The organism is Streptomyces indicus (assembly GCF_900100315.1).
Taxonomy (GTDB): Bacteria; Actinomycetota; Actinomycetes; order Streptomycetales; family Streptomycetaceae; genus Streptomyces; species Streptomyces indicus.
Genome location: NZ_FNFF01000001.1, coordinates 621,307 through 638,818, shown reverse-complemented (window position 1 = coordinate 638,818; position 17,512 = coordinate 621,307). Strand labels below are relative to the sequence as shown.

The following is a 17,512-nucleotide window of genomic DNA, read 5'->3' as shown; positions in this document are numbered from 1 at the left end:
TGAGGGGCCCCCGGGGGGTTGGGCCCCTCACGCCGGTCTCGGGTGCGGGAACCCGCCCGGGCTCCCGCAGGGGAGGCCGGCCGGGTCAGGCGTCGGCCGCCCGCAGCAGCGCGGCGATCTCGTCCTGGCCCTTGTCCTCCGCGTGCTGGAGCGGGGCCACCCCGTTGCTGTCGGCGAGCTTCGGGTCGGCGCCGCCGTCGAGGAGGTACTGGACCGTCTTCCGGTGGTCCTCGCCGCCGTCGCCGAGGATGATCGCCTCCAACAGGGCGGTCCAGCCCAGGTTGTTGACGTGGTCGACGTCCATGTCGGTGTTCTTCAGGACCTCGCGGATGTACTCCGCGTGACCGTGCTCGCCGGCCGGGATCAGGGACGTGCCGCCGTACCGGTTCTCCAGCGTGTAGTCGGGCTTCGCGGGGATCAGGACGCGGGCCATCTTGACGCTGCCGGTCACGCCGGTGACCAGCCAGGCGCTGTCCTGCTGCTCGTCCTGCGCGTCCGGATCGGCTCCCGCATCGACCAGGATCCGGGCGACCACATCGTGGTCCCCGGTCGCGGCGAGGATCAGCGGCGTACGGCCGCGGTCGTCCCGCGCCTCCACATCGGCACCGGCCTTCAGAGCCTCGCGCGCCGCGTCGGGCTCGCCCTGCGCCGCGGCGGCGAGCAGATCGCGCGAGGCCTGCGCGTTCCCGCCCTTGGGCGCCTTGCTCGCGGGGGTCTCCTCGGCGGGGCTCTGCCCGGCCGAGGCGGTGGCGGAGGAGCGCTCGCCGGCCGGTTCCTCCTGCGCCGGGGAACCGCACGCGGCGAGCAGCGTCACCGAAGCGGCCAGGAGGGCCGCGGGGAAGAGGGTGCGGGCGTGGCGACGGGGGGTCCTGCGCTGCGGCTGCACGGTGGTCTCCTCACGGTGGGGCGTCATGAGGAGATCGTCGCCGACGCCCGACGCCCCGGGCATCGCTTCATCGGGGCGGGTGGGAGAGACGGGTGGCGGACAGGAGGGTCCACCGATCGGTTGATACGGGGCGGGGGCGCCCGGCCGGTCAGGCCGGTGCGGGACCGGCGGGCCCCGGGCCCGACGAGCGCACCCCGCCCAGTCCCTCACCGCCGCAACGTGGTCACCTTCAGCTGCGGATCGGCCAGGATCTCCTCCTGCGTGAACCGCTCGGTCACCCACCGGCCGCGCGCGAACAGCCGTGTCTGGTCGGTGTAGTGCGGCGAGCGTGGGTTGGCCGACTGGCCGTAGGTGAGCAGGGTGGCGGCCCGCGGGCCGTCGTCCGTCAGCGTCACGGCCATCAGGAAGGTGGTGCCGAACGCACCGCGCACCGGCGATCCGGTGCCGGAGTCGGGCCCGGCGTCCATCACGTTGAAGCAGCCCTGCTCGCCGTCGCAGCCCGGCAGTGCGATCCCCGCCCAGCGCTGCACCGCACCGAGCGGGGCGTCGGCCGGCAGGCCCTCGGCGGCGAACATCTGCACCGCGTCCGCCAGCGTCCGGCCGACCACGGGCCGGGTCACGTCGATCCCGCGCGGCGTGGTCAGCGGCTCGGCCGGGTCGTACGGCACCTTCGCCCAGCTCTCCTCCTGGCCGAGCAGCAGCTCGTGGAAGGCCGTCCACAGGGCGGCGCCGCGCCGGTCGGGGTGCGCGCGCCCGCCCCAACTCCCCAGAGCGGCACAGGCCTTGCGCACATCGACGAGGCTGCCGTCCGTCGCCCGGAGCCGCGGCCGCTCGCGGCACAGCGCCACGACGTCCGCGCGCCCCTGCTCCGCCGACAGGACCCGGTTGCCCAGCATCGACGCGCGCAGGGTGCCGAGGTCGAACCCGGGTGCGCCCAGACCGTCACTTCCGTCGGCGCGCCCGGCGATCATGTCGAGGCCCAGCTGGGCCCGTGGCCCGAGCCTCCCGTGGTCGTACACGGCGGGGAAGCCGGTCAGGGGCGCGGCCGGATTGGTGTACCGCGGCCCGTTGTTGGAGTTCGCCACGAAGTCGCCACGGGTCAGCTTCGGCTGGGCGGCCGGACCGTACACGCCGGGGACCAGCGCGTCGGGATCGCTGCCCCAGGCACAGGCGGCCGTCGATCCGTCGAGGGCCTCCTCCTCGCCCGCCACGGCGCACCGCTTCAGCTGCTCGTCGGTCAGGTGTGGGACGGCCGAGGAGTCGGTGAAGTACGTTGTGCCGCCGCTGTCGGCGGCCTGGGTGTAGGTCCAGGGGATGCCCTGGATCCGGTCCTGCGCGGAGCGCAGCTCGCCGAGGTCGCTGGCGCGGCCCATGGCCAGCCAGGTGTCGAGCGAGCGCAGGTTCGACGCGTTCGCGTCGCGTACGGCGTAGGCGGTGCTCTTCGACCAGCCGAGGCCGAGGACGGCACCGAAACGCGAGCGGTACACGGTCCGTTCGACCGTCCTGACGGAGCCGTCCGCCTCGCGCACGGCGACCGGAACGGTCGTGCGCCGCATCCGCTCGCTGCGCCCGTCGACCAGATACCGGGCCGGGTCCTTCGGGTCCAGCTTCAGGCGGTACAGCGTCGCGTGCTGCGCGTCGCTCGCCGTGTGCGCCCACGCGACCCGCTCGTTGTGGCCGATCGCGACGACCGGCATCCCGGCCAGCCCCGCGCCCGCCACGTCGTACGAGCCGGGGATCGTCAACTGCACCTGATAGAAACGCGAACTGCCCACCCACGGCAGATGCGGATTCGCGAGGACCATGGCGTTCCCCGCACCCGGCCGCATCGCCTCGCGCCCGACGGCCCAGCCGTTGCTCGCAGGCGCGCCTTCGGCGGCCTCGGCCCGCGCCGGTCCGCCGCCTCCGCTTCCCGTACCGTCTGTGCCGCCCTGGCCCGGCTTCGCGTCCCCGATCGCGGGGGCGTAAGGCACCGCCCCGCTGGATCCGTTGATGTCGTAGAGGATGTGCCAGATGTCGTCCTGCGTGACCGGACGCACCCAGGGCTTCCCCTTGCACTGCGGATCCGGCAGCCCGGCGGCCCCCGTGTCGCGCAGATACCGGTTGAACCCGTCGACATACCCCGCGACCAACTCCCGCGCGTCACGCGAAGGCCCCAACGGGGCCTTCTGGCGCAGCAGTTGCCGCACGGTGCCGTCCTTGCGCAACGCCGAGTAGTAGGTGTCGCTCGCGAGGTTGTACGGGGGTCCCTCGCCCGGCCCCTCCTGGCCGGACGGCCCGCCGTTCCCCGGCGCGGTCCCGTCCGCCGACCCGGCCTCCCCGTCGCGCGGCCCGAAGAACCGTGAGCGTTCCCCGCGCACCGTCGCCACGGTCTCGGCGAGCAGACAGACGTTGTCCTGCGCGTAGGCGTACCCGTAGCCGTATCCGAGACCGCCGAAATCCTCGGCCACGATGTGTGGGATGCCGTACGCGGTGCGCCGGATCTGCACCGTACCGCCGTCTTCCGCGCCCGCCGGCGCCGTGGGCAGCAGCACACCGCCGCCCGCCACCAGGCCGCATGCGAGTGCCGCACCGGCCGTCCTCCTTGACCACCCGCCGAAGAAACGGCGTGGCGTACTTCGGATCGCATCCATGCGGTCACCCTGGCGGAATCCGGGCCGCACCGAATCCGGCGCGGGGCCCGTTTCCCGGAGCGGCGGTCCGCCGGAGTATGTACGCCCCAGGGCTACCCCGGGCGGCCCGCTCCGTCGCACGGGCGGGGCACGGCCAGCACTGGACCCGCTGCCCGCCGGTCCGCGCTCGTCAGGCATCCTGAGGTCCGGACGGGCAGGGGTGCCGGGCAGCCCGGGGAGCAGGCGGCCGGGCGGGTCTTCGGAAGGGCAGGGACAGGGTGAGCTCAGGGTGGGGCCACGCGCTGGGCGAGACCGCGTTGACGATCCTGGTCCCCGAGGCCGACCCGCTGATGCGGGAGGACTTTCCCGCCCACGTCTCCGTGCTCTTCCCGTTCCTGCACGAGGGCCACGTCGACGACTCCGTACGCCGCCGGCTCGGCGAACTGGTGCGCGGACACGAGCCTTTCGAGCTCACCTTCGCCGAGTTCGGCCGCTACCCGGGGGTGCTCTACCTGGAGCCCTGGCCCGCCGATCCCTTGCGGGCGCTGACCAAGAGCGTCGTCGCGGCCTGGCCCGAGTGCGCACCGTACGGCGGGATCTTCGGCGAGGCCGGTCTCGCGCCGCACCTGACCCTCGCGAACAGCGCGGGCCCGGACACCGCGGACGCCGCGTACGACGCCCTCGAACGGGAACTGGCCCCGCGCCTGCCGCTGACCGTGACCGTACGCGAGGTGACCCTGGTCACCTGGGACGGGCAGGCCTGGCGCAGCACCCGCAGCTTTCCCCTCGGTACGGACGGGACGCGCTGAGGCGTACGGGACGCGCTGAGGGGTACGGACCCGCCCGATGCGGGCCCGAAGACCCACAACGCGGACCGCTCCGCCACCGACCGCTCAGCGCATCGCCGCGGCCAGCCGCGCCGCCCGCGCCCGCAGCGTCAACTCCTGCGGCTCGGGCGGTGTTGGGCCGCCTTCTGGAGGTGGGGCGCTCCGCGGCCGAGCGGCCATCTGCGGCGACGCGGAGTCTGCTGGGTGCGGTCCTGCTCCATACCGGATCCAACGACCGAACCGGGCTTCGGTCGCACACCTGATGCGGAGCGCAGACGTCCGGGCGACGGCCGCCGGGTTCGGACGGACGCCGCGCAGCTGGCATCATCGAGGCATGTCCGACCTGATCATCGCCGCCTGTGACGGTGCCGCCAAGAAGAATCCGGGACCCGCCGCGTGGGGCTGGGTGATCGCCGACGCCGACGGCACCCCGCAGCGCTGGGAGGCCGGCCCGCTCGGCGTCGCCACCAACAATGTCGCCGAACTGACCGCACTCGCCGAGCTGTTGGAGGCCACCGAGCCCTCCGTGCCGCTCGAGGTGCGGATGGACAGCACGTACGCGATGCAGGCCGTCACGACCTGGATCAAGAACTGGAAGCGCAACGGCTGGCTCACCGCCTCGAAGAAGCCGGTGGCCAACCGCGAGCTCGTGATCCGGATCGACGAGCTGCTCACCGGCCGTGACGTCACCTTCCGCCATGTCGCCGCCCACCGTGCCGACGGCGATCTGCTCAACGCCATCGCCGACATCGCGGCCAGCGACGCGGCCGAGTCGCAGCAGCCGGCCGGCACCGCCCACGGCATGACGGAGATCCCCGAGCCCCGCGCCGATCGCGTGACCGCCGAACCGTCGGCGCGCAAGGCCGCCCCGCGCAAGAACGCAGGAAGCGGCAAGAGCGCGGGGGGCGGCAAGAACACGGGGAGCGGCAAGAAGGCTCCGGTGATCAACGCGAAGTTCGCGGGCCGCTGCTCGTGCGGGAAGTCGTACGACGCGGGGGAGAAGATCACCAAGCTGGCCTCGGGCGGCTGGGGGCACGTGGCCTGCGCGCAGGCGTGACGGCCCCGGCGCGCGGGACCGCCGAGCGGCGTCGAGCGCTGCCGGGACCGGCCGAGTGGCCCGCAGGGACGGTCAGTTGTTCACGTCGCGCTCGAAGTCCCGCTCGCAGGCGTCACGTTCGCTCTGCGAGTCGGCCTGCCGGACGCAGTCCTCGAAGCTCTTGAACTCGTCCGAGTTCAGGATCGACGCCCCGATCACGATGATCACGACGGAGGCGATGGCGCCGAGCGCGCCGAGGACCGCACCCGCGATCGAGAGCCCGCGGTACGGCGCCCGGCCGCCGCGGGCCCTGCGGGCACCGATGATGCCGAAGATCACGGCGAGGAGTCCGAGGACGACTCCGCCGATGACGGTCCAGAAGAGCAGGGCGGCCGCGACGCCGAGGACGAGCGCCGCGATGCCCATGCCGTTGCCCTGCCGTGCGCCGCCGTGCGGGTCGGTGGCCGTGCTCCCGTAGGGATACGGGGTGTGCGCGGGGTCGGTGGAGGACACGCGAGGAACCTCGTTTCGTGGGGTGTCGGGTCATGTGCGGTGGGCTACGAGTTCCCGTACGGCCGCGGTGAATGCGCGCCGCCCCGGGCCGGACTGTGCACAGCCCGTTCACGCGGGCCACGGGAGGGCACTCGCCGTACATGCACACCAACCCGGATCCCGATCCCTACCGCACACCAGGACTCGAACCGGGCGGCGGAGTGCCGCCGGGCGAGACGCCGCCCGCCGAGGGCAGTACCCCGGGCGCGGGTCCGCGGGAGACCCACAATCCTCCGCGGGGCTGGGCGAAGGCGCCCCTGGTCGCCATCATGATCGTCGTGGCGCTCTTCGTGGTGGGCCTGCTGGCCTTCGCCGTCGAGCTGCACCGGTGACGCCGCGATGAGAGAACGGCACCGGTGACGCCGCGATGAGACTGTTCCACAGCCGCCCGTCCGACCGCGGCCTGCGCCGCGTCCGCCACGGCCGCGGCTTCCGCTACCTGGACGGCCACGGGGATCCGGTGCGCGACCCCGAGGAGCTGGCCCGTATCCGGGGCCTGGCGATCCCGCCGGCCTGGCAGGACGTGTGGATCTGCGCCCGGGCCAACGGGCATCTTCAGGCGGTCGGCACGGACGACGCCGGCCGCCGGCAGTACCTGTACCACCCGCAGTTCCGGGCCGAGCAGGAGCAGGCCAAGCACGAGCACGTGCTCGACGTCGCCGAGACCCTGCCCGCGGTACGGGAGGCCGTGGAGAGACATCTGCGGGAGCGCGGCCTGACCCGCAACCGGGTGCTCGCGACCGCCGTACGCCTGCTCGACCTCGGCTTCTTCCGGACCGGCAGCGACCGCTACACCGAGCAGCACCAGAGCTTCGGCCTCACCACGCTGCTGCGGGAGCACGCCCGCTGCCGGGCGGGCGGTGTCGACTTCACGTACCACGGCAAACACGGCAAGGACCTGGTGCAGACGGTCGCGGACCCGGCCGTCTGCCGCAGCCTCACCGCCCTGCTGCGCCGCCGGAACGGCGGCGACCGGCTCCTGGCCTACTGGGAACACCGCACCTGGCACGGCGTGACCGGCGAGGACCTCAACGCCTACCTGAAGGAGCTGGCCGGACTCGGGATCACCGCCAAGGACTTCCGCACCTGGCACGCCACGGTCATGGCCGCCGTGGCGCTCGCGGTCTCCCGGTCCGTGGCCCGCAGCGAGACCGCACGCCGCAAGGCCGTGGCCCGGGCGGTACGCGAAGTCGCCGGGTATCTCGGGAACACACCCGCCGTCTGCCGCGCCTCGTACATCAACCCGCGCGTGATCGAGCTGTACGAGGAGGGCGTGACCGTGGCCGCCGACCTGCCGCACCTGGGCGAGGAGAGCGCCGACGGCGTCCCGGCCACGCAGGGCCACATGGAACGGGCGGTGCTGCGCATGCTCCGCGCGAAGCGGGTCTCTGGAACGGGGCGAGGGAAAGAGCCCGCCGTTGTACAGTGAAGGCGCCCCTGACCAGCAAAAAGCCGGCGGGGAGCCGTCTTCTAGGAGTGCAAAGTGCTGCGCACCATGTTCAAGTCCAAGATCCATCGCGCCACGGTGACCCAGGCGGACCTGCACTATGTGGGATCCGTGACCGTGGACGCCGAGCTCATGGCGGCCGCCGATCTGCTGCCCGGTGAGCTCGTGCACATCGTCGACATCACCAACGGTGCCCGCCTCGAGACGTACGTCATCGAGGGCGAGCCCGGCTCCGGCGTCATCGGGATCAACGGGGCCGCGGCCCATCTCGTCCACCCCGGCGACCTGGTCATCCTGATCAGCTACGCCCAGGTCGACGATGCCGAGGCCCGCACCCTGCGCCCCAAGGTGGTGCACGTGGACGCCGGCAACCGCATCGTCGAGCTCGGCGAGGACGCCTCGGCGCCCGTTCCCGGCACCGACCAGGAGCGCAGCCCGCAGGCACGGGTCCCGGCGGCCCGTCTCTGACGTCCGGCTGACCGGCCGGCCCGTCCCCTCCGGCCGGGCGGCACCGCACCCGGCCGGAGGGGACAGCCGACGGCCGGGTTGGCACACTGGGCGCATGACAGACTCCGTGATCGCCGACGACCGGCCGAACGGCCGGCTCGAGGCCCGCGCCGACGGTGAACTCCTCGGCCACATCCAGTACTTCGTGCTCGACGAGCCCGCGCCCGCCCTCGTGCCGGTGCACACCGTCGTCGAGCCGGCCCACGAGGGCAAGGGCGTCGCGGGCTCCCTCGCGCGCGAGCTCTACGCGATCGCCGCGCGCGAGGGCCTCGCCGTGGCGCCGCTGTGCCCGTACGTGGTGCGCTGGGCGGCCAAGCACCCCGACGAGGCCCCCGCCGCCCCGCAGGACCTCCTGGACGCGGCGAAGGCGGCGGTGGCGGCCGACCCCGGCAAGTGGTGACCTGAACTTCCCCGCAGGAACGGCGCTTTGACCCGGACACCGGCGAAGACGAGGAGCAGGACATGGTGGCGGACGGCGAGGACGTGGTGCTCAGCCCGGTGGGCTGGGTGGCCGCCCAGGCGAAGAAGTACGAGGAGTCCGGCGGCACCAAGGGCACCACGGTGATGGGCGTCCCGTGCCTGCTCCTCGACTACCGGGGCCGCAGGACCGGACAGTGGCGGCGCACCGTGCTGATCTACGGGCGCGACGGCGAGGACTACCTGCTCGTGGGCTCCGACGGCGGCGCCGACCGCCACCCGCAGTGGTACCTGAACCTGGAGGCCGACCCCGACGTACGGGTGCGGGTGGGCGCCGAGCGCTTCACGGCCCGGGCCGAGACGCTGGGCGCCGAGGACAAGGAGCGGGTATGGCCGGGCCTGGTCGAGCTGTTCCCGCAGTACGCCCAGTACCGGAGGAAGACCGAGCGGGACATCCCGGTGGTACGGCTGCGGCGCACCCAGGCCGCGGACGACTAGCTTCGCCGGGCGGGGGAACGCGGCCCGGGAGAGAGTGGGGAGGAAAGGCCTCCGTTTCCCCGAGGAGGATCGCCATGACCTACCCGTACCCCGACCCCGCCGGGCCGGGGCCGACCCCGGGCCCGTACCCGCCGGACCCCGGACGCCCCGGGCCGCCGCCGGATCCGGGCCCGCTGCCGGACCCGTTCCCGCGCCCCGCCGACCCGGAACCGGCGCCCTCGCCCGTGCCGCAGCCGCCGGGCCCCGACCCCGTACCGGACCCGGAGCCGCAGCCCGATCCGATGCGCTAGCGGCGCCGGAGCACGCGGGCTGACGCGTGAGGGGCGGCGGCTTCACGGCCGCCGCCCCTCAACTCCCGTATGCCGGAGCCCGGTTCTGCCGAAGCCGGTTCAGGCCTCGACCTCCGAGCGGTCGCCGCCCCACAGCGTGTGGAACGAGCCCTCGCGGTCGGTGCGCCGGTAGGTGTGCGCGCCGAAGAAGTCCCGCTGGCCCTGGGTGAGCGCGGCCGGCAGGCGCTCGGCGCGCAGCGCGTCGTAGTACGCGAGCGCCGCCGAGAAGCCGGGCGTGGGCACGCCCTGCTGCGTGGCCGCGACGAGCACCGCGCGCCAGTCGTCCTGCGCCGTCGCGATCTCCTCCGCGAAGCCCTTGTCGGACAGCAGCGAGGGCAGGTCCGCACGCGCGTCGTAGGCCGCGCGGATCCGGTCGAGGAACGCGGCCCTGATGATGCAGCCGCCGCGCCAGATCGCGGCCACCGCGCCCAGGTCGATGTCCCAGCCGTACTCCTCGGAGCCCGCCTGGATCTCGTGGAAGCCCTGCGTGTACGAGACGATCTTGGAGGCGTACAGCGCCTGCTCCACCTGATCCGCGAAGGCCGCCTTCTCGGCCTCGCCGAGCGGCTGCGCGGTCGGACCTGCCAGATCCCGCGAGGCCTCGCGCAGTGCCGTGTGGCCCGAGAGCGAGCGCGCGAACACCGCCTCGGCGATCCCCGAGACCGGAACGCCCAGGTCGAGGGCGATCTGCACGGTCCAGCGGCCGGTGCCCTTCTGCTCGGCCCGGTCCTGCACCACGTCCACGAAGGGCTTGCCCGTCGCCGCGTCCACGTGCGACAGGACCTCGGCGGTGATCTCGATGAGATACGAGTCGAGGCGGCCCCGGTTCCAGGTGCGGAAGATGTCCGCGATCTCGGCGGGGGAGTAGCCCGCGACTTCGCGGAGCAGGTGGTACGCCTCGGCGATCAGCTGCATGTCGGCGTACTCGATGCCGTTGTGCACCATCTTCACGAAGTGGCCGGCGCCGTCGGGGCCGCAGTGCGTGACGCAAGGGGTGCCGTCGGCGGCCTTCGCGGAGATCTTCTCCAGCATCGGGCCCAGGGTGGCGTACGACTCCACGGAGCCGCCGGGCATGATGCTCGGCCCGTTCAGGGCGCCCTCCTCGCCGCCCGAGACGCCGGTGCCGACGAAGTGGATGCCCTGCTCGCGCAGCTCCTTCTCGCGGCGGCGGGTGTCCGCGAAGTGCGCGTTGCCCCCGTCGATGATCATGTCCCCGGGCTCCAGGAGCGGGGCGAACTCGCGGATCACCGCGTCCGTGGGCTCACCGGCCTTGACCATGACGACCAGGCGGCGCGGACGCTCCAGGGCGGCGACGAACTCCTCGGCACTCTCGGCGGCGACAAAGGTCCCCTCGTGCCCGAATTCCTCGACGAGCGCGCGGGTCTTGGCGGCGGTGCGGTTGTGCACGGCGACGGAGAATCCGTTGCGCGCGAAGTTGCGGGCGAGGTTGCGGCCCATGACCGCAAGTCCCGTCACGCCGATCTGGGCTGAAGTGCTCATGCCTGTCGCTCCTGGACCTTGGGAAAGGAAGTCCTGCCTGGGGGCCAGTATCGCCCGGAGCTCTGGGATATCTTCCCGACAACCTGTCCGGTGGACACCAGAGGGAGCGATGTCGCCATGGCCCTGTTCGATCTTCCGCTCGATCAACTCCGTTCCTACCGGCCGTCATTCCCGGCCCCGGACGATTTCGACGAATTCTGGGCGAAGACCCTCGCGGAGGCGCGCGAGCACGAGCTCGACGCCCGATTCGAGCCGGTGGACACGGGCCTGACCGGTGTCCAAGTGCTCGACGTCACCTTCTCCGGCTTCGGCGGGCACCCCGTCAAGGGCTGGCTGATACTCCCGGCCGGCGCGGGCGAGCCGCTGCCCGTGGTGGTCGAGTACATCGGATACGGCGGCGGACGCGGCCTGCCCCACATGCATCTGCTGTGGGCCTCGGCCGGGTTCGCGCACTTCGTGATGGACAGCCGCGGACAGGGCAGCGGCGGCTGGGCCGAAGGGGGCACCGCGGACCCGGTGGGCAGCGGACCCGCGTATCCCGGCTTCATGACGCGCGGTATCGAGGACCCGCACGACTACTACTACCGGCGCCTGATGACGGACGCGGTACGGGCCGTGGAGGCCGCGCGCTCCCACCCGCTGGTGGACGCCGCGCGCACCGCCGTGGCCGGGGTCAGCCAGGGCGGCGGCCTGACGCTCGCGGTGGGCGGACTCGTACCGGACCTCGCGGCCATCGCGCCCGACGTGCCGTTCCTCTGCGACTTCCCGCGCGCGATCTCGCTCACCGACCGGATGCCGTACCGCGAGATCGGCGGCTACCTCCAGGCCCGCAGGGCCGACCCGGCGAAGGTGCTGCGCACGCTCTCCTACTTCGACGGCGTGCACTTCGCGGCCCGCGGCACCGCGCCCGCCCTGTTCTCCACGGCGCTCGAGGACCAGACCTGCCCGCCGTCGACGGTGTTCGGCGCCTTCAACGCGTATGCGGGCGAGGACAAGTCGATCGAGGTCTACGACTTCAACGGCCACGAGGGCGGCGGCCCGTACCAGCAGGCCATCCAACTCCGCTGGCTCCCGGGCAAGTTGAGGGCCGGGCGCGACGCCTGAGAGGCGCCGGGGCCGGGCGGGGCGACTGAGGGGGATTTGGGCGCGGTTGATCAACTGGGGCATGTGACGGAGGACTTGTCGCAGAGGCGGCCGAAGACCCTCTTGTCATGGCCTGTTCGGCGCGATTACGTTTGCGGCCCTTGACGCGTGTTGTTTGGGGGAAACCATGCCGGGCCGTCACCGCCGTCAGCAGCCGACCAGGATCAACCGCGCCTCGCTCACCGTCACGGTCGGCGGCGCCACGATGGCGCTGCCGCTGGTCGGCACCGGCAGCGCCCACGCCGCCGACGTGGGCACCTGGAACAAGGTCGCGGCCTGCGAGGCCGGCGGCAACTGGTCCATCAACACGGGCAACGGCTACTACGGCGGCCTCCAGTTCCGGCAGTCCACCTGGGAGGAGTACGGCGGAACGCGCTACGCGCCGCGCGCCGACCTCGCCACCAAGGACCAGCAGATCGCCATCGCCGAGAAGGTGCTCGCGGGCCAGGGGCCCCAGGCCTGGCCGGTGTGCTCGGTGCGCGCGGGCCTGACGCGCGGCGGAGACGCCCCCGCCATACAGCCCGCACCGGCGAAAACCAAGACGAAAACCGGCACCAGGCAGGCCGCACCGCCCGACACGAAACCCGAGACCACCCCGCAGTCGAAGGCCGGGCGCACCGAGATGTACACGGTCGTGCGCGGCGACAGCCTCTCCGGCATCGCGGACGAGCGGGATGTACGGGGCGGCTGGCGGCAGTTGTACGAGGCGAACCGCGAGGTGGTCGGCGGCGACCCGGACTTCATCCTGCCGGGGCAGCGGCTCACCCTCGACGTCCGGGGCGGCGCCGCGCAGCGGCCCGCGGACGCGGCCTCGGCGGAGCGGAAGAGATCGGCGGCCGAGGCGGACGCGAAGCGCCGGGCCGCCGCGCAGGAGCGCTCGGACGGTAAGCAGAAGTCCGACGCGCAGCAGAAGTCCGACGCGCGCAAGCAGGCCGACGCAGAGAAGCAGGCCGCCGAGAAGCAGGCCACGGCGAAGCGGCAGGCGGAGGCCAAGAAGCAGGCGGACGCGAAGAAGCGCTCGGAGGCGAAGCAGCGGTCCGAGGCGAAGACGGCGGACAACAAGCCTTCGGGTCAGAGCACCGCACCCCGCCGTGCCGCGCCCGTGGCCGCATCCCCCAGCACCCCGTACCGCGCCGCCGGCGGATCCTGGTCAAGCGGCTACCACACGGGGGTCGACTTCCCCGTGCCCACGGGCACGTCGGTGCAGGCGGTGGCCGCCGGCAAGGTGGTCACGGCCGGCTGGGGCGGGGCGTACGGCTACCAGGTGGTCATCCGGCACGAGGACGGCCGCTACACGCAGTACGCGCACCTGTCGGCCCTCGTCGTGAAGACCGGCCAGACGGTGAACGCGGGCCAGCGGATAGCCCGTTCCGGCTCGACCGGGAACAGCACCGGGCCCCATCTGCACTTCGAAGTGCGGACGGGGCCCGAGTACGGAAGCGATGTCGACCCGCTGGCCTACCTGCGGGCGGGGGGCGTCAGGATCTGATCATGCGTGCGCAGCGGCCGCTGTGCCGGCCGCTCGCCACGTCGTCGTGCGCCGTGTCACCCGCCTCGTACACCACGGCGGGCGGCTGGCCCGGGATGCCGGCCAGCCCGCGCACCCCCGGCCGGAGCCCGGGGTCCGCGTCCTCGGAGTCTGTGGACACGGCGCGCACCACGTCCTCGGCCGAGAGCGAGGCGGGCGAGCCCGGCAGGTGCACACCGGCCGGCGAGTCGGGCACGAGGACCGTGTCCGGAACGAGCAGGTCGGCCGTGTCGAGGTCCACCGGGGGAAGATCCCCGACGGGAAGGTCCAGTTCGGGAAGGTCCGGTTCGGGCAGGTCTCCCACAGGAGCAGCCAGTGCCGGAAGGTCGTCGGACGCGGCCACCGTTTCCGTCTCCGCCTCCGCCGCCTGCCCGATCCGCTCCGTGGTGAGCAGGATCAGACCGCCGGCTGCCACGACGCCGCAGCCGAGTGCGATGAGCGTGCCCGTGAGCCCGTAGCGGAAGGTCTCGCCGAACAGGGTCAGACCGACAGCGGCCGCCACCACGGGATTGACCACGGTGAGCACCGAGAGCGGCACCGCGAGGCCCGCGCCGCGGTAGGAGGCCTGCGACAGGAGCAGACCGCCGACGGCGAGCACCGCGATCATTCCGAGGCCGGGCAGTTCGTGGAGGAGGCTGCCTGCGGTGAAGTCCACGGTGAGGTTCTTGGTGAACACCGAGGCCATGCCGAAGGAGATGCCCGACGCGGTGGCCAGGAGCACGCTGCGGATCACCGGGTGCCGGTGCACCGCGTGCGCGGTCACCATGAGCGCGCCCACACCGCCCACCGTGGTGAGCGCGACCAGCAGCTGCTCGCCGCCGTCGAGGGCGTGCGACTCGGTGGAGCCGGTCAGGGCGAGCATGCCCGCGAGGCCGACGGTGGCCATGATCGCGCCGCGCCAGGCGGTGGAGCCGGCCTTGCGGCCCACGAACAGCGCGGCCATCGGCAGCGCGAAGACGATGGTGAGGGCGCCGAGCGGCTGGACCACGCTCAGCGGCCCGTAGGCGAGGGCGACCACGTGCAGCAGTCCGCCCAGGCCGTTGAGCACGACCGCCAGCCACCAGCCGGCGCTGCGCAGCGGGGCGTACGAGTGGCTGCGGCCGGTGGTGGCGACGCGCTCCTGCACGATCGCACCACCGGCATAGGCGACGGCGGAGACCAGGGACAGGAGCACGGACAGCGCGAGGGCACTCATGTGTCCCTCCGGGCGTTCTCGTGCGGCAGGCGGTCGCGGTTCATAACACCCACGATGACGCTTTCATTCCGCCCGGTCGTCGTCCCTGAGCACGCATTCCGGGGTACTGCCGTTGGAGTACGCGCCACGCAGCGTAGTCCCCTGGGTGGGCACCGGTGACCTGCGCAGGGAGTGGTCCGTGGGGCGCCCGGGATCCGCGCCCTACGCGTTCCGGAACCGCACCCGTCCGCTGTCCAGATCGAAACGCGCCCCCTCCACCACGGCGCCGCCGAGCGCCGGATCGTCCCGGACCTGCGCCACGACCCGGTCCACGTGCTCCCGTACGGCGTGGTCCACCCAGTCGCCCGCCCGGAAGCGCGTCGCGCGGGCGGCCGGTGCGATGCCGTCCACGACCCGCGTGAGATGTCCGCCCGTGTGCCCGCCGTCGCGTACGTGTGCGACCGCCGCGCCGACCGCGCCGCAGCGCTCGTGCCCCAGGACGACCACGAGGGGTACGCCGAGTTCCGCGACGCCGTACTGCACACTGCCGAGGACGGCCTCGTCCAGGACGTGCCCGGCCGTGCGGATCACGAGCAGATCGCCGAGCCCCTGGTCGAAGACCAGCTCCGGCGGCACCCGCGAGTCGATGCAGCCGAGCACGACGGCGAAGGGATGCTGCGCCACGGCCACCGCCCGCCGCCACCGCCTGCTCTCGTGCGGATGCCGCGCATGCGCCTCCGCGTAGCGCGCATTGCCCTCGCGCAGCCTGCGCAGCGCTTCGGCCGCGGTCCGCGGCGGCCGGTCCGGGTCGGCGGCCCGCGGGGCGGGCACCTGCGCGGCGAGCGGCACGGCGGCGACTCCGAGCCCGAGGAAGGCGCGGCGGCCGCGCGGGCGGGAGGTGGCCGGGACGTCCTGCGGATCGGTGCTCATGGCGCCATGGTGGCCACGCCCCGCGGACGCCGCGCGGGTGTCGCACGAGGAACCCACCTGTGGGTGACCACCGGACTCCGGCGACCTGTGGGTGACCATCGGGTTCCTGCCAGGAACCCGCCTGCCAGGAACCCGGCCGCGAGGGCCCGCCGACCCCCTGCGACCATGAACCCCATGCCCGAGCCCTTGACCGCCCGAGACCTCGCACGGGTCTCCTCCGTCGGCGGCTTCTTCGCGCTGCGGACGGAATCGCGGCCCGCGGGGGCCCCGCTCGCGCAGGTCTACGCCGGGCAGCACGACGCGCTCGGCTTCCGCGTGGCCAAGGTGCGCTCCGCGATCGGGGCCGACGAGGTCCGTATCGCCGTGTCCATCGCGCAGTTGGGGCTGGCCGCGCGGATCTGGTCCGTGGCCCTCGGCGCGGCGGCGCTCCTCGGCCGCGTCCCGGAGCTCGATCCCGCCACCCTGTACTGGGACCCCGACGCATCGAGCCCCGACGACCTCGCGCTCACCACCGCGGGCACCCGTCCCGTCGAAGACCTCGCCGAGGTCGTGCTCGAACGGCACCTCGTACCGCTCGGCGCCGCCCTGCACGCCCGCTTCCGTATCTCCGACCGGCTGTTGTGGGGCAACGCCGGATCGGCCCTGGCCGCCGCGGACCGCGAGATCCGGCGCTGGGCACGGCGTACGGGGGACGCCGAAGCAGCCGAGCGCGCGGGCGCCCTCGCCGCCCGCCTCTTCGAGGACCCGCGGCTGCGCGGCACCGGCGCGTACGAGGGCGAGTCCTTCCGGCGGCGCAGCTGCTGCCTCTACTACCGGATCCCCGGCGGCGGAGTCTGCGGCGACTGCTGCTTCCGTACGCCACCGGACCCTTCCGCTCCCCGCCGAACTGGGTGACCATGAGGGTGCGCCATCGCCGTACGAGGCAACGCCGTCGCGTCCGAGGACCGGAGGGCTGTGGGTGAAGGTCGGACTGCTCAGCCGTGAGTACCCGCCGGACGTCTACGGCGGCGCCGGAGTCCATGTGGAGTTCCTCGCGCGGGAGTTACGGGCGCTCGCCGACGTCCGCGTGCACTGCTGGGGAGAGGGCGGGAGCGACACCGTCACCCGGCACGCCGCCTGGCCCGCGCTCGCCGACGCCAACGACGCGTTGCGCACCTTCTCCGTGGACCTGTCCATGGCCGCCGCCGTCGCCGACCGCGACCTCGTGCACTCGCACACCTGGTACGCCAACCTCGCCGGCCACTTCGCCAAGCTCCTGTACGGCATCCCGCACGTGATGACCTCGCACTCCCTCGAACCCCTGCGCCCCTGGAAGGCCGAACAGCTCGGCGGCGGCTACGCGTTGTCGAGCTGGGCCGAGCGCACCGCCGTCGAGGCGGCCGACGCGGTGATCGCCGTGTCGCACGGGATGCGGGCCGACATCCTGGAGAGCTACCCGGCCGTCGACCCGGACCGCGTGCACGTCATCCACAACGGCATCGACACCGAGCTGTACCGCCCGGACCCGGACGGGGACGCGCGGGAGCGGTACGGCATCGACGCCGGACGCCCGTACGTCCTCTTCGTCGGACGCATCACCCGCCAGAAGGGCGTCCCCCATCTCCTGCGCGCCGCACGGCAGTTGGACCCGGACGTCCAGCTGGTGCTGTGCGCCGGCGCCCCGGACACCCCCGAGATCGACCGCGAGTTCCGCGCCCTCTTCGAGGAGCTGAGCCGCGGCCGCTCCGGGGTGCAGTGGATCCCCGAGATGCTGCCGCGCCCCGACGTGGTCCAACTCCTCACCCACGCGGCCGTGTTCGTCTGCCCGTCGGTGTACGAGCCGCTCGGCATCGTGAACCTGGAGGCGATGGCCTGCGGCACGGCCGTCGTGGCCTCCGCCGTCGGCGGCATCCCCGAGGTGGTCACCGAGGAGACCGGGCTGCTCGTGCCCTACGACGAGAAGGACCCCGAAGGGTTCGAGTCCGCGCTCGGCGCCGCCCTGAACACCCTCGTACGGGACCCCGGGCGGGCCACCCGCATGGGCGCGGCCGGACGCGCCCGTGCCGTCGGGGAGTTCGGCTGGGACGCGGTGGCCCGCAGGACGGCGGATCTGTACGCGGCAGTGAGCTCGGCGACCTAGACCTAGA

18 protein-coding genes are annotated in these 17,512 nt (G+C 73.2%); 12 read left to right on the top strand and 6 right to left on the bottom strand.

The features are described 5' to 3' along the window. Positions 1–85: 85 nt before the first annotated feature. A complete protein-coding gene (locus tag BLT97_RS02905; protein ID WP_245769173.1) occupies positions 86–664 on the bottom strand; it encodes an ankyrin repeat domain-containing protein in 579 nt (192 codons plus the stop codon). 428 nt (positions 665–1,092) lie between these two features. Then, complete coding sequence (locus BLT97_RS02900) at positions 1,093–3,519, bottom strand: penicillin acylase family protein (RefSeq protein ID WP_093607024.1); 2,427 nt, start codon at positions 3,517–3,519, stop codon at positions 1,093–1,095. Between the two features lie 257 nt (positions 3,520–3,776). Here BLT97_RS02900 and BLT97_RS02895 point away from each other — a divergent pair, with 257 nt between their 5' ends. Continuing rightward, entirely contained in the window at positions 3,777–4,307 is a 531-nt protein-coding gene (locus BLT97_RS02895; protein ID WP_245769106.1) for a 2'-5' RNA ligase family protein, read from the top strand. Between the two features lie 352 nt (positions 4,308–4,659). Then, entirely contained in the window at positions 4,660–5,382 is a 723-nt protein-coding gene (locus BLT97_RS02890; RefSeq protein WP_176953618.1) for a ribonuclease H family protein, read from the top strand. Between the two features lie 72 nt (positions 5,383–5,454). Here the strand turns inward: BLT97_RS02890 and BLT97_RS02885 are convergent, their stop codons facing one another. Next, the gene (locus tag BLT97_RS02885) at positions 5,455–5,874 is read right to left on the bottom strand and encodes a hypothetical protein (protein WP_093607023.1); all 420 of its coding nucleotides are present in this window, start codon (positions 5,872–5,874) and stop codon (positions 5,455–5,457) included. Between the two features lie 140 nt (positions 5,875–6,014). On the opposite strand from BLT97_RS02885, the gene BLT97_RS02880 reads away from it, so the two are divergent. The 6 genes from BLT97_RS02880 (at position 6,015) to BLT97_RS02855 (ending at position 9,072) form a co-directional block, all read left to right on the top strand. Next, positions 6,015–6,245, top strand: a complete 231-nt coding sequence (locus BLT97_RS02880; RefSeq protein ID WP_093607022.1) for a DUF6480 family protein — start codon at positions 6,015–6,017, stop codon at positions 6,243–6,245. Between the two features lie 35 nt (positions 6,246–6,280). Continuing rightward, positions 6,281–7,342: a DNA topoisomerase IB gene (locus BLT97_RS02875; RefSeq protein ID WP_093607021.1), complete on the top strand. Its 1,062-nt coding sequence runs from the start codon at positions 6,281–6,283 to the stop codon at positions 7,340–7,342. Between the two features lie 54 nt (positions 7,343–7,396). After that, positions 7,397–7,828, top strand: coding sequence for an aspartate 1-decarboxylase (gene panD, locus BLT97_RS02870; RefSeq protein ID WP_093607020.1), 432 nt, complete (start codon positions 7,397–7,399; stop codon positions 7,826–7,828). Positions 7,829–7,835: 7 nt separating this feature from the next. Then, positions 7,836–8,267, top strand: a complete 432-nt coding sequence (locus BLT97_RS02865) for a GNAT family N-acetyltransferase (RefSeq protein WP_425442659.1) — start codon at positions 7,836–7,838, stop codon at positions 8,265–8,267. A 62-nt stretch (positions 8,268–8,329) separates the two neighbouring features. Beyond that, positions 8,330–8,782 (top strand): nitroreductase family deazaflavin-dependent oxidoreductase, encoded by a 453-nt coding sequence (locus BLT97_RS02860; RefSeq protein ID WP_093607018.1) that lies wholly within the window; start codon positions 8,330–8,332, stop codon positions 8,780–8,782. A 74-nt stretch (positions 8,783–8,856) separates the two neighbouring features. Continuing rightward, a complete protein-coding gene (locus tag BLT97_RS02855) occupies positions 8,857–9,072 on the top strand; it encodes a hypothetical protein (RefSeq protein WP_093607017.1) in 216 nt (71 codons plus the stop codon). Between the two features lie 99 nt (positions 9,073–9,171). On the opposite strand, the gene gndA is transcribed toward BLT97_RS02855, so the two are convergent. Further along, on the bottom strand, positions 9,172–10,611 hold the full coding sequence (gene gndA, locus BLT97_RS02850) for an NADP-dependent phosphogluconate dehydrogenase (protein ID WP_093607016.1): 1,440 nt from the start codon (positions 10,609–10,611) through the stop codon (positions 9,172–9,174). A gap of 117 nt (positions 10,612–10,728) precedes the next feature. On the opposite strand from gndA, the gene BLT97_RS02845 reads away from it, so the two are divergent. Beyond that, positions 10,729–11,715 (top strand): acetylxylan esterase, encoded by a 987-nt coding sequence (locus BLT97_RS02845; RefSeq protein ID WP_093607015.1) that lies wholly within the window; start codon positions 10,729–10,731, stop codon positions 11,713–11,715. 166 nt (positions 11,716–11,881) lie between these two features. Continuing rightward, positions 11,882–13,243 (top strand): transglycosylase family protein, encoded by a 1,362-nt coding sequence (locus BLT97_RS02840; RefSeq protein WP_093607014.1) that lies wholly within the window; start codon positions 11,882–11,884, stop codon positions 13,241–13,243. Here the strand turns inward: BLT97_RS02840 and BLT97_RS02835 are convergent. Continuing rightward, the gene (locus BLT97_RS02835) at positions 13,233–14,477 is read right to left on the bottom strand and encodes a DMT family transporter (protein ID WP_176953617.1); all 1,245 of its coding nucleotides are present in this window, start codon (positions 14,475–14,477) and stop codon (positions 13,233–13,235) included. The two genes, BLT97_RS02840 and BLT97_RS02835, sit on opposite strands and share 11 nt — an antisense overlap. Positions 14,478–14,678: 201 nt before the next feature. Further along, the gene (locus tag BLT97_RS02830; RefSeq protein WP_093607013.1) at positions 14,679–15,386 is read right to left on the bottom strand and encodes a carbonic anhydrase; all 708 of its coding nucleotides are present in this window, start codon (positions 15,384–15,386) and stop codon (positions 14,679–14,681) included. Between the two features lie 174 nt (positions 15,387–15,560). On the opposite strand from BLT97_RS02830, the gene BLT97_RS02825 reads away from it, so the two are divergent. Next, on the top strand, positions 15,561–16,280 hold the full coding sequence (locus tag BLT97_RS02825; RefSeq protein ID WP_093607729.1) for a (2Fe-2S)-binding protein: 720 nt from the start codon (positions 15,561–15,563) through the stop codon (positions 16,278–16,280). A 64-nt stretch (positions 16,281–16,344) separates the two neighbouring features. After that, positions 16,345–17,505 (top strand): glycogen synthase, encoded by a 1,161-nt coding sequence (gene glgA, locus BLT97_RS02820; RefSeq protein WP_093607012.1) that lies wholly within the window; start codon positions 16,345–16,347, stop codon positions 17,503–17,505. Positions 17,506–17,512: the final 7 nt, after the last annotated feature.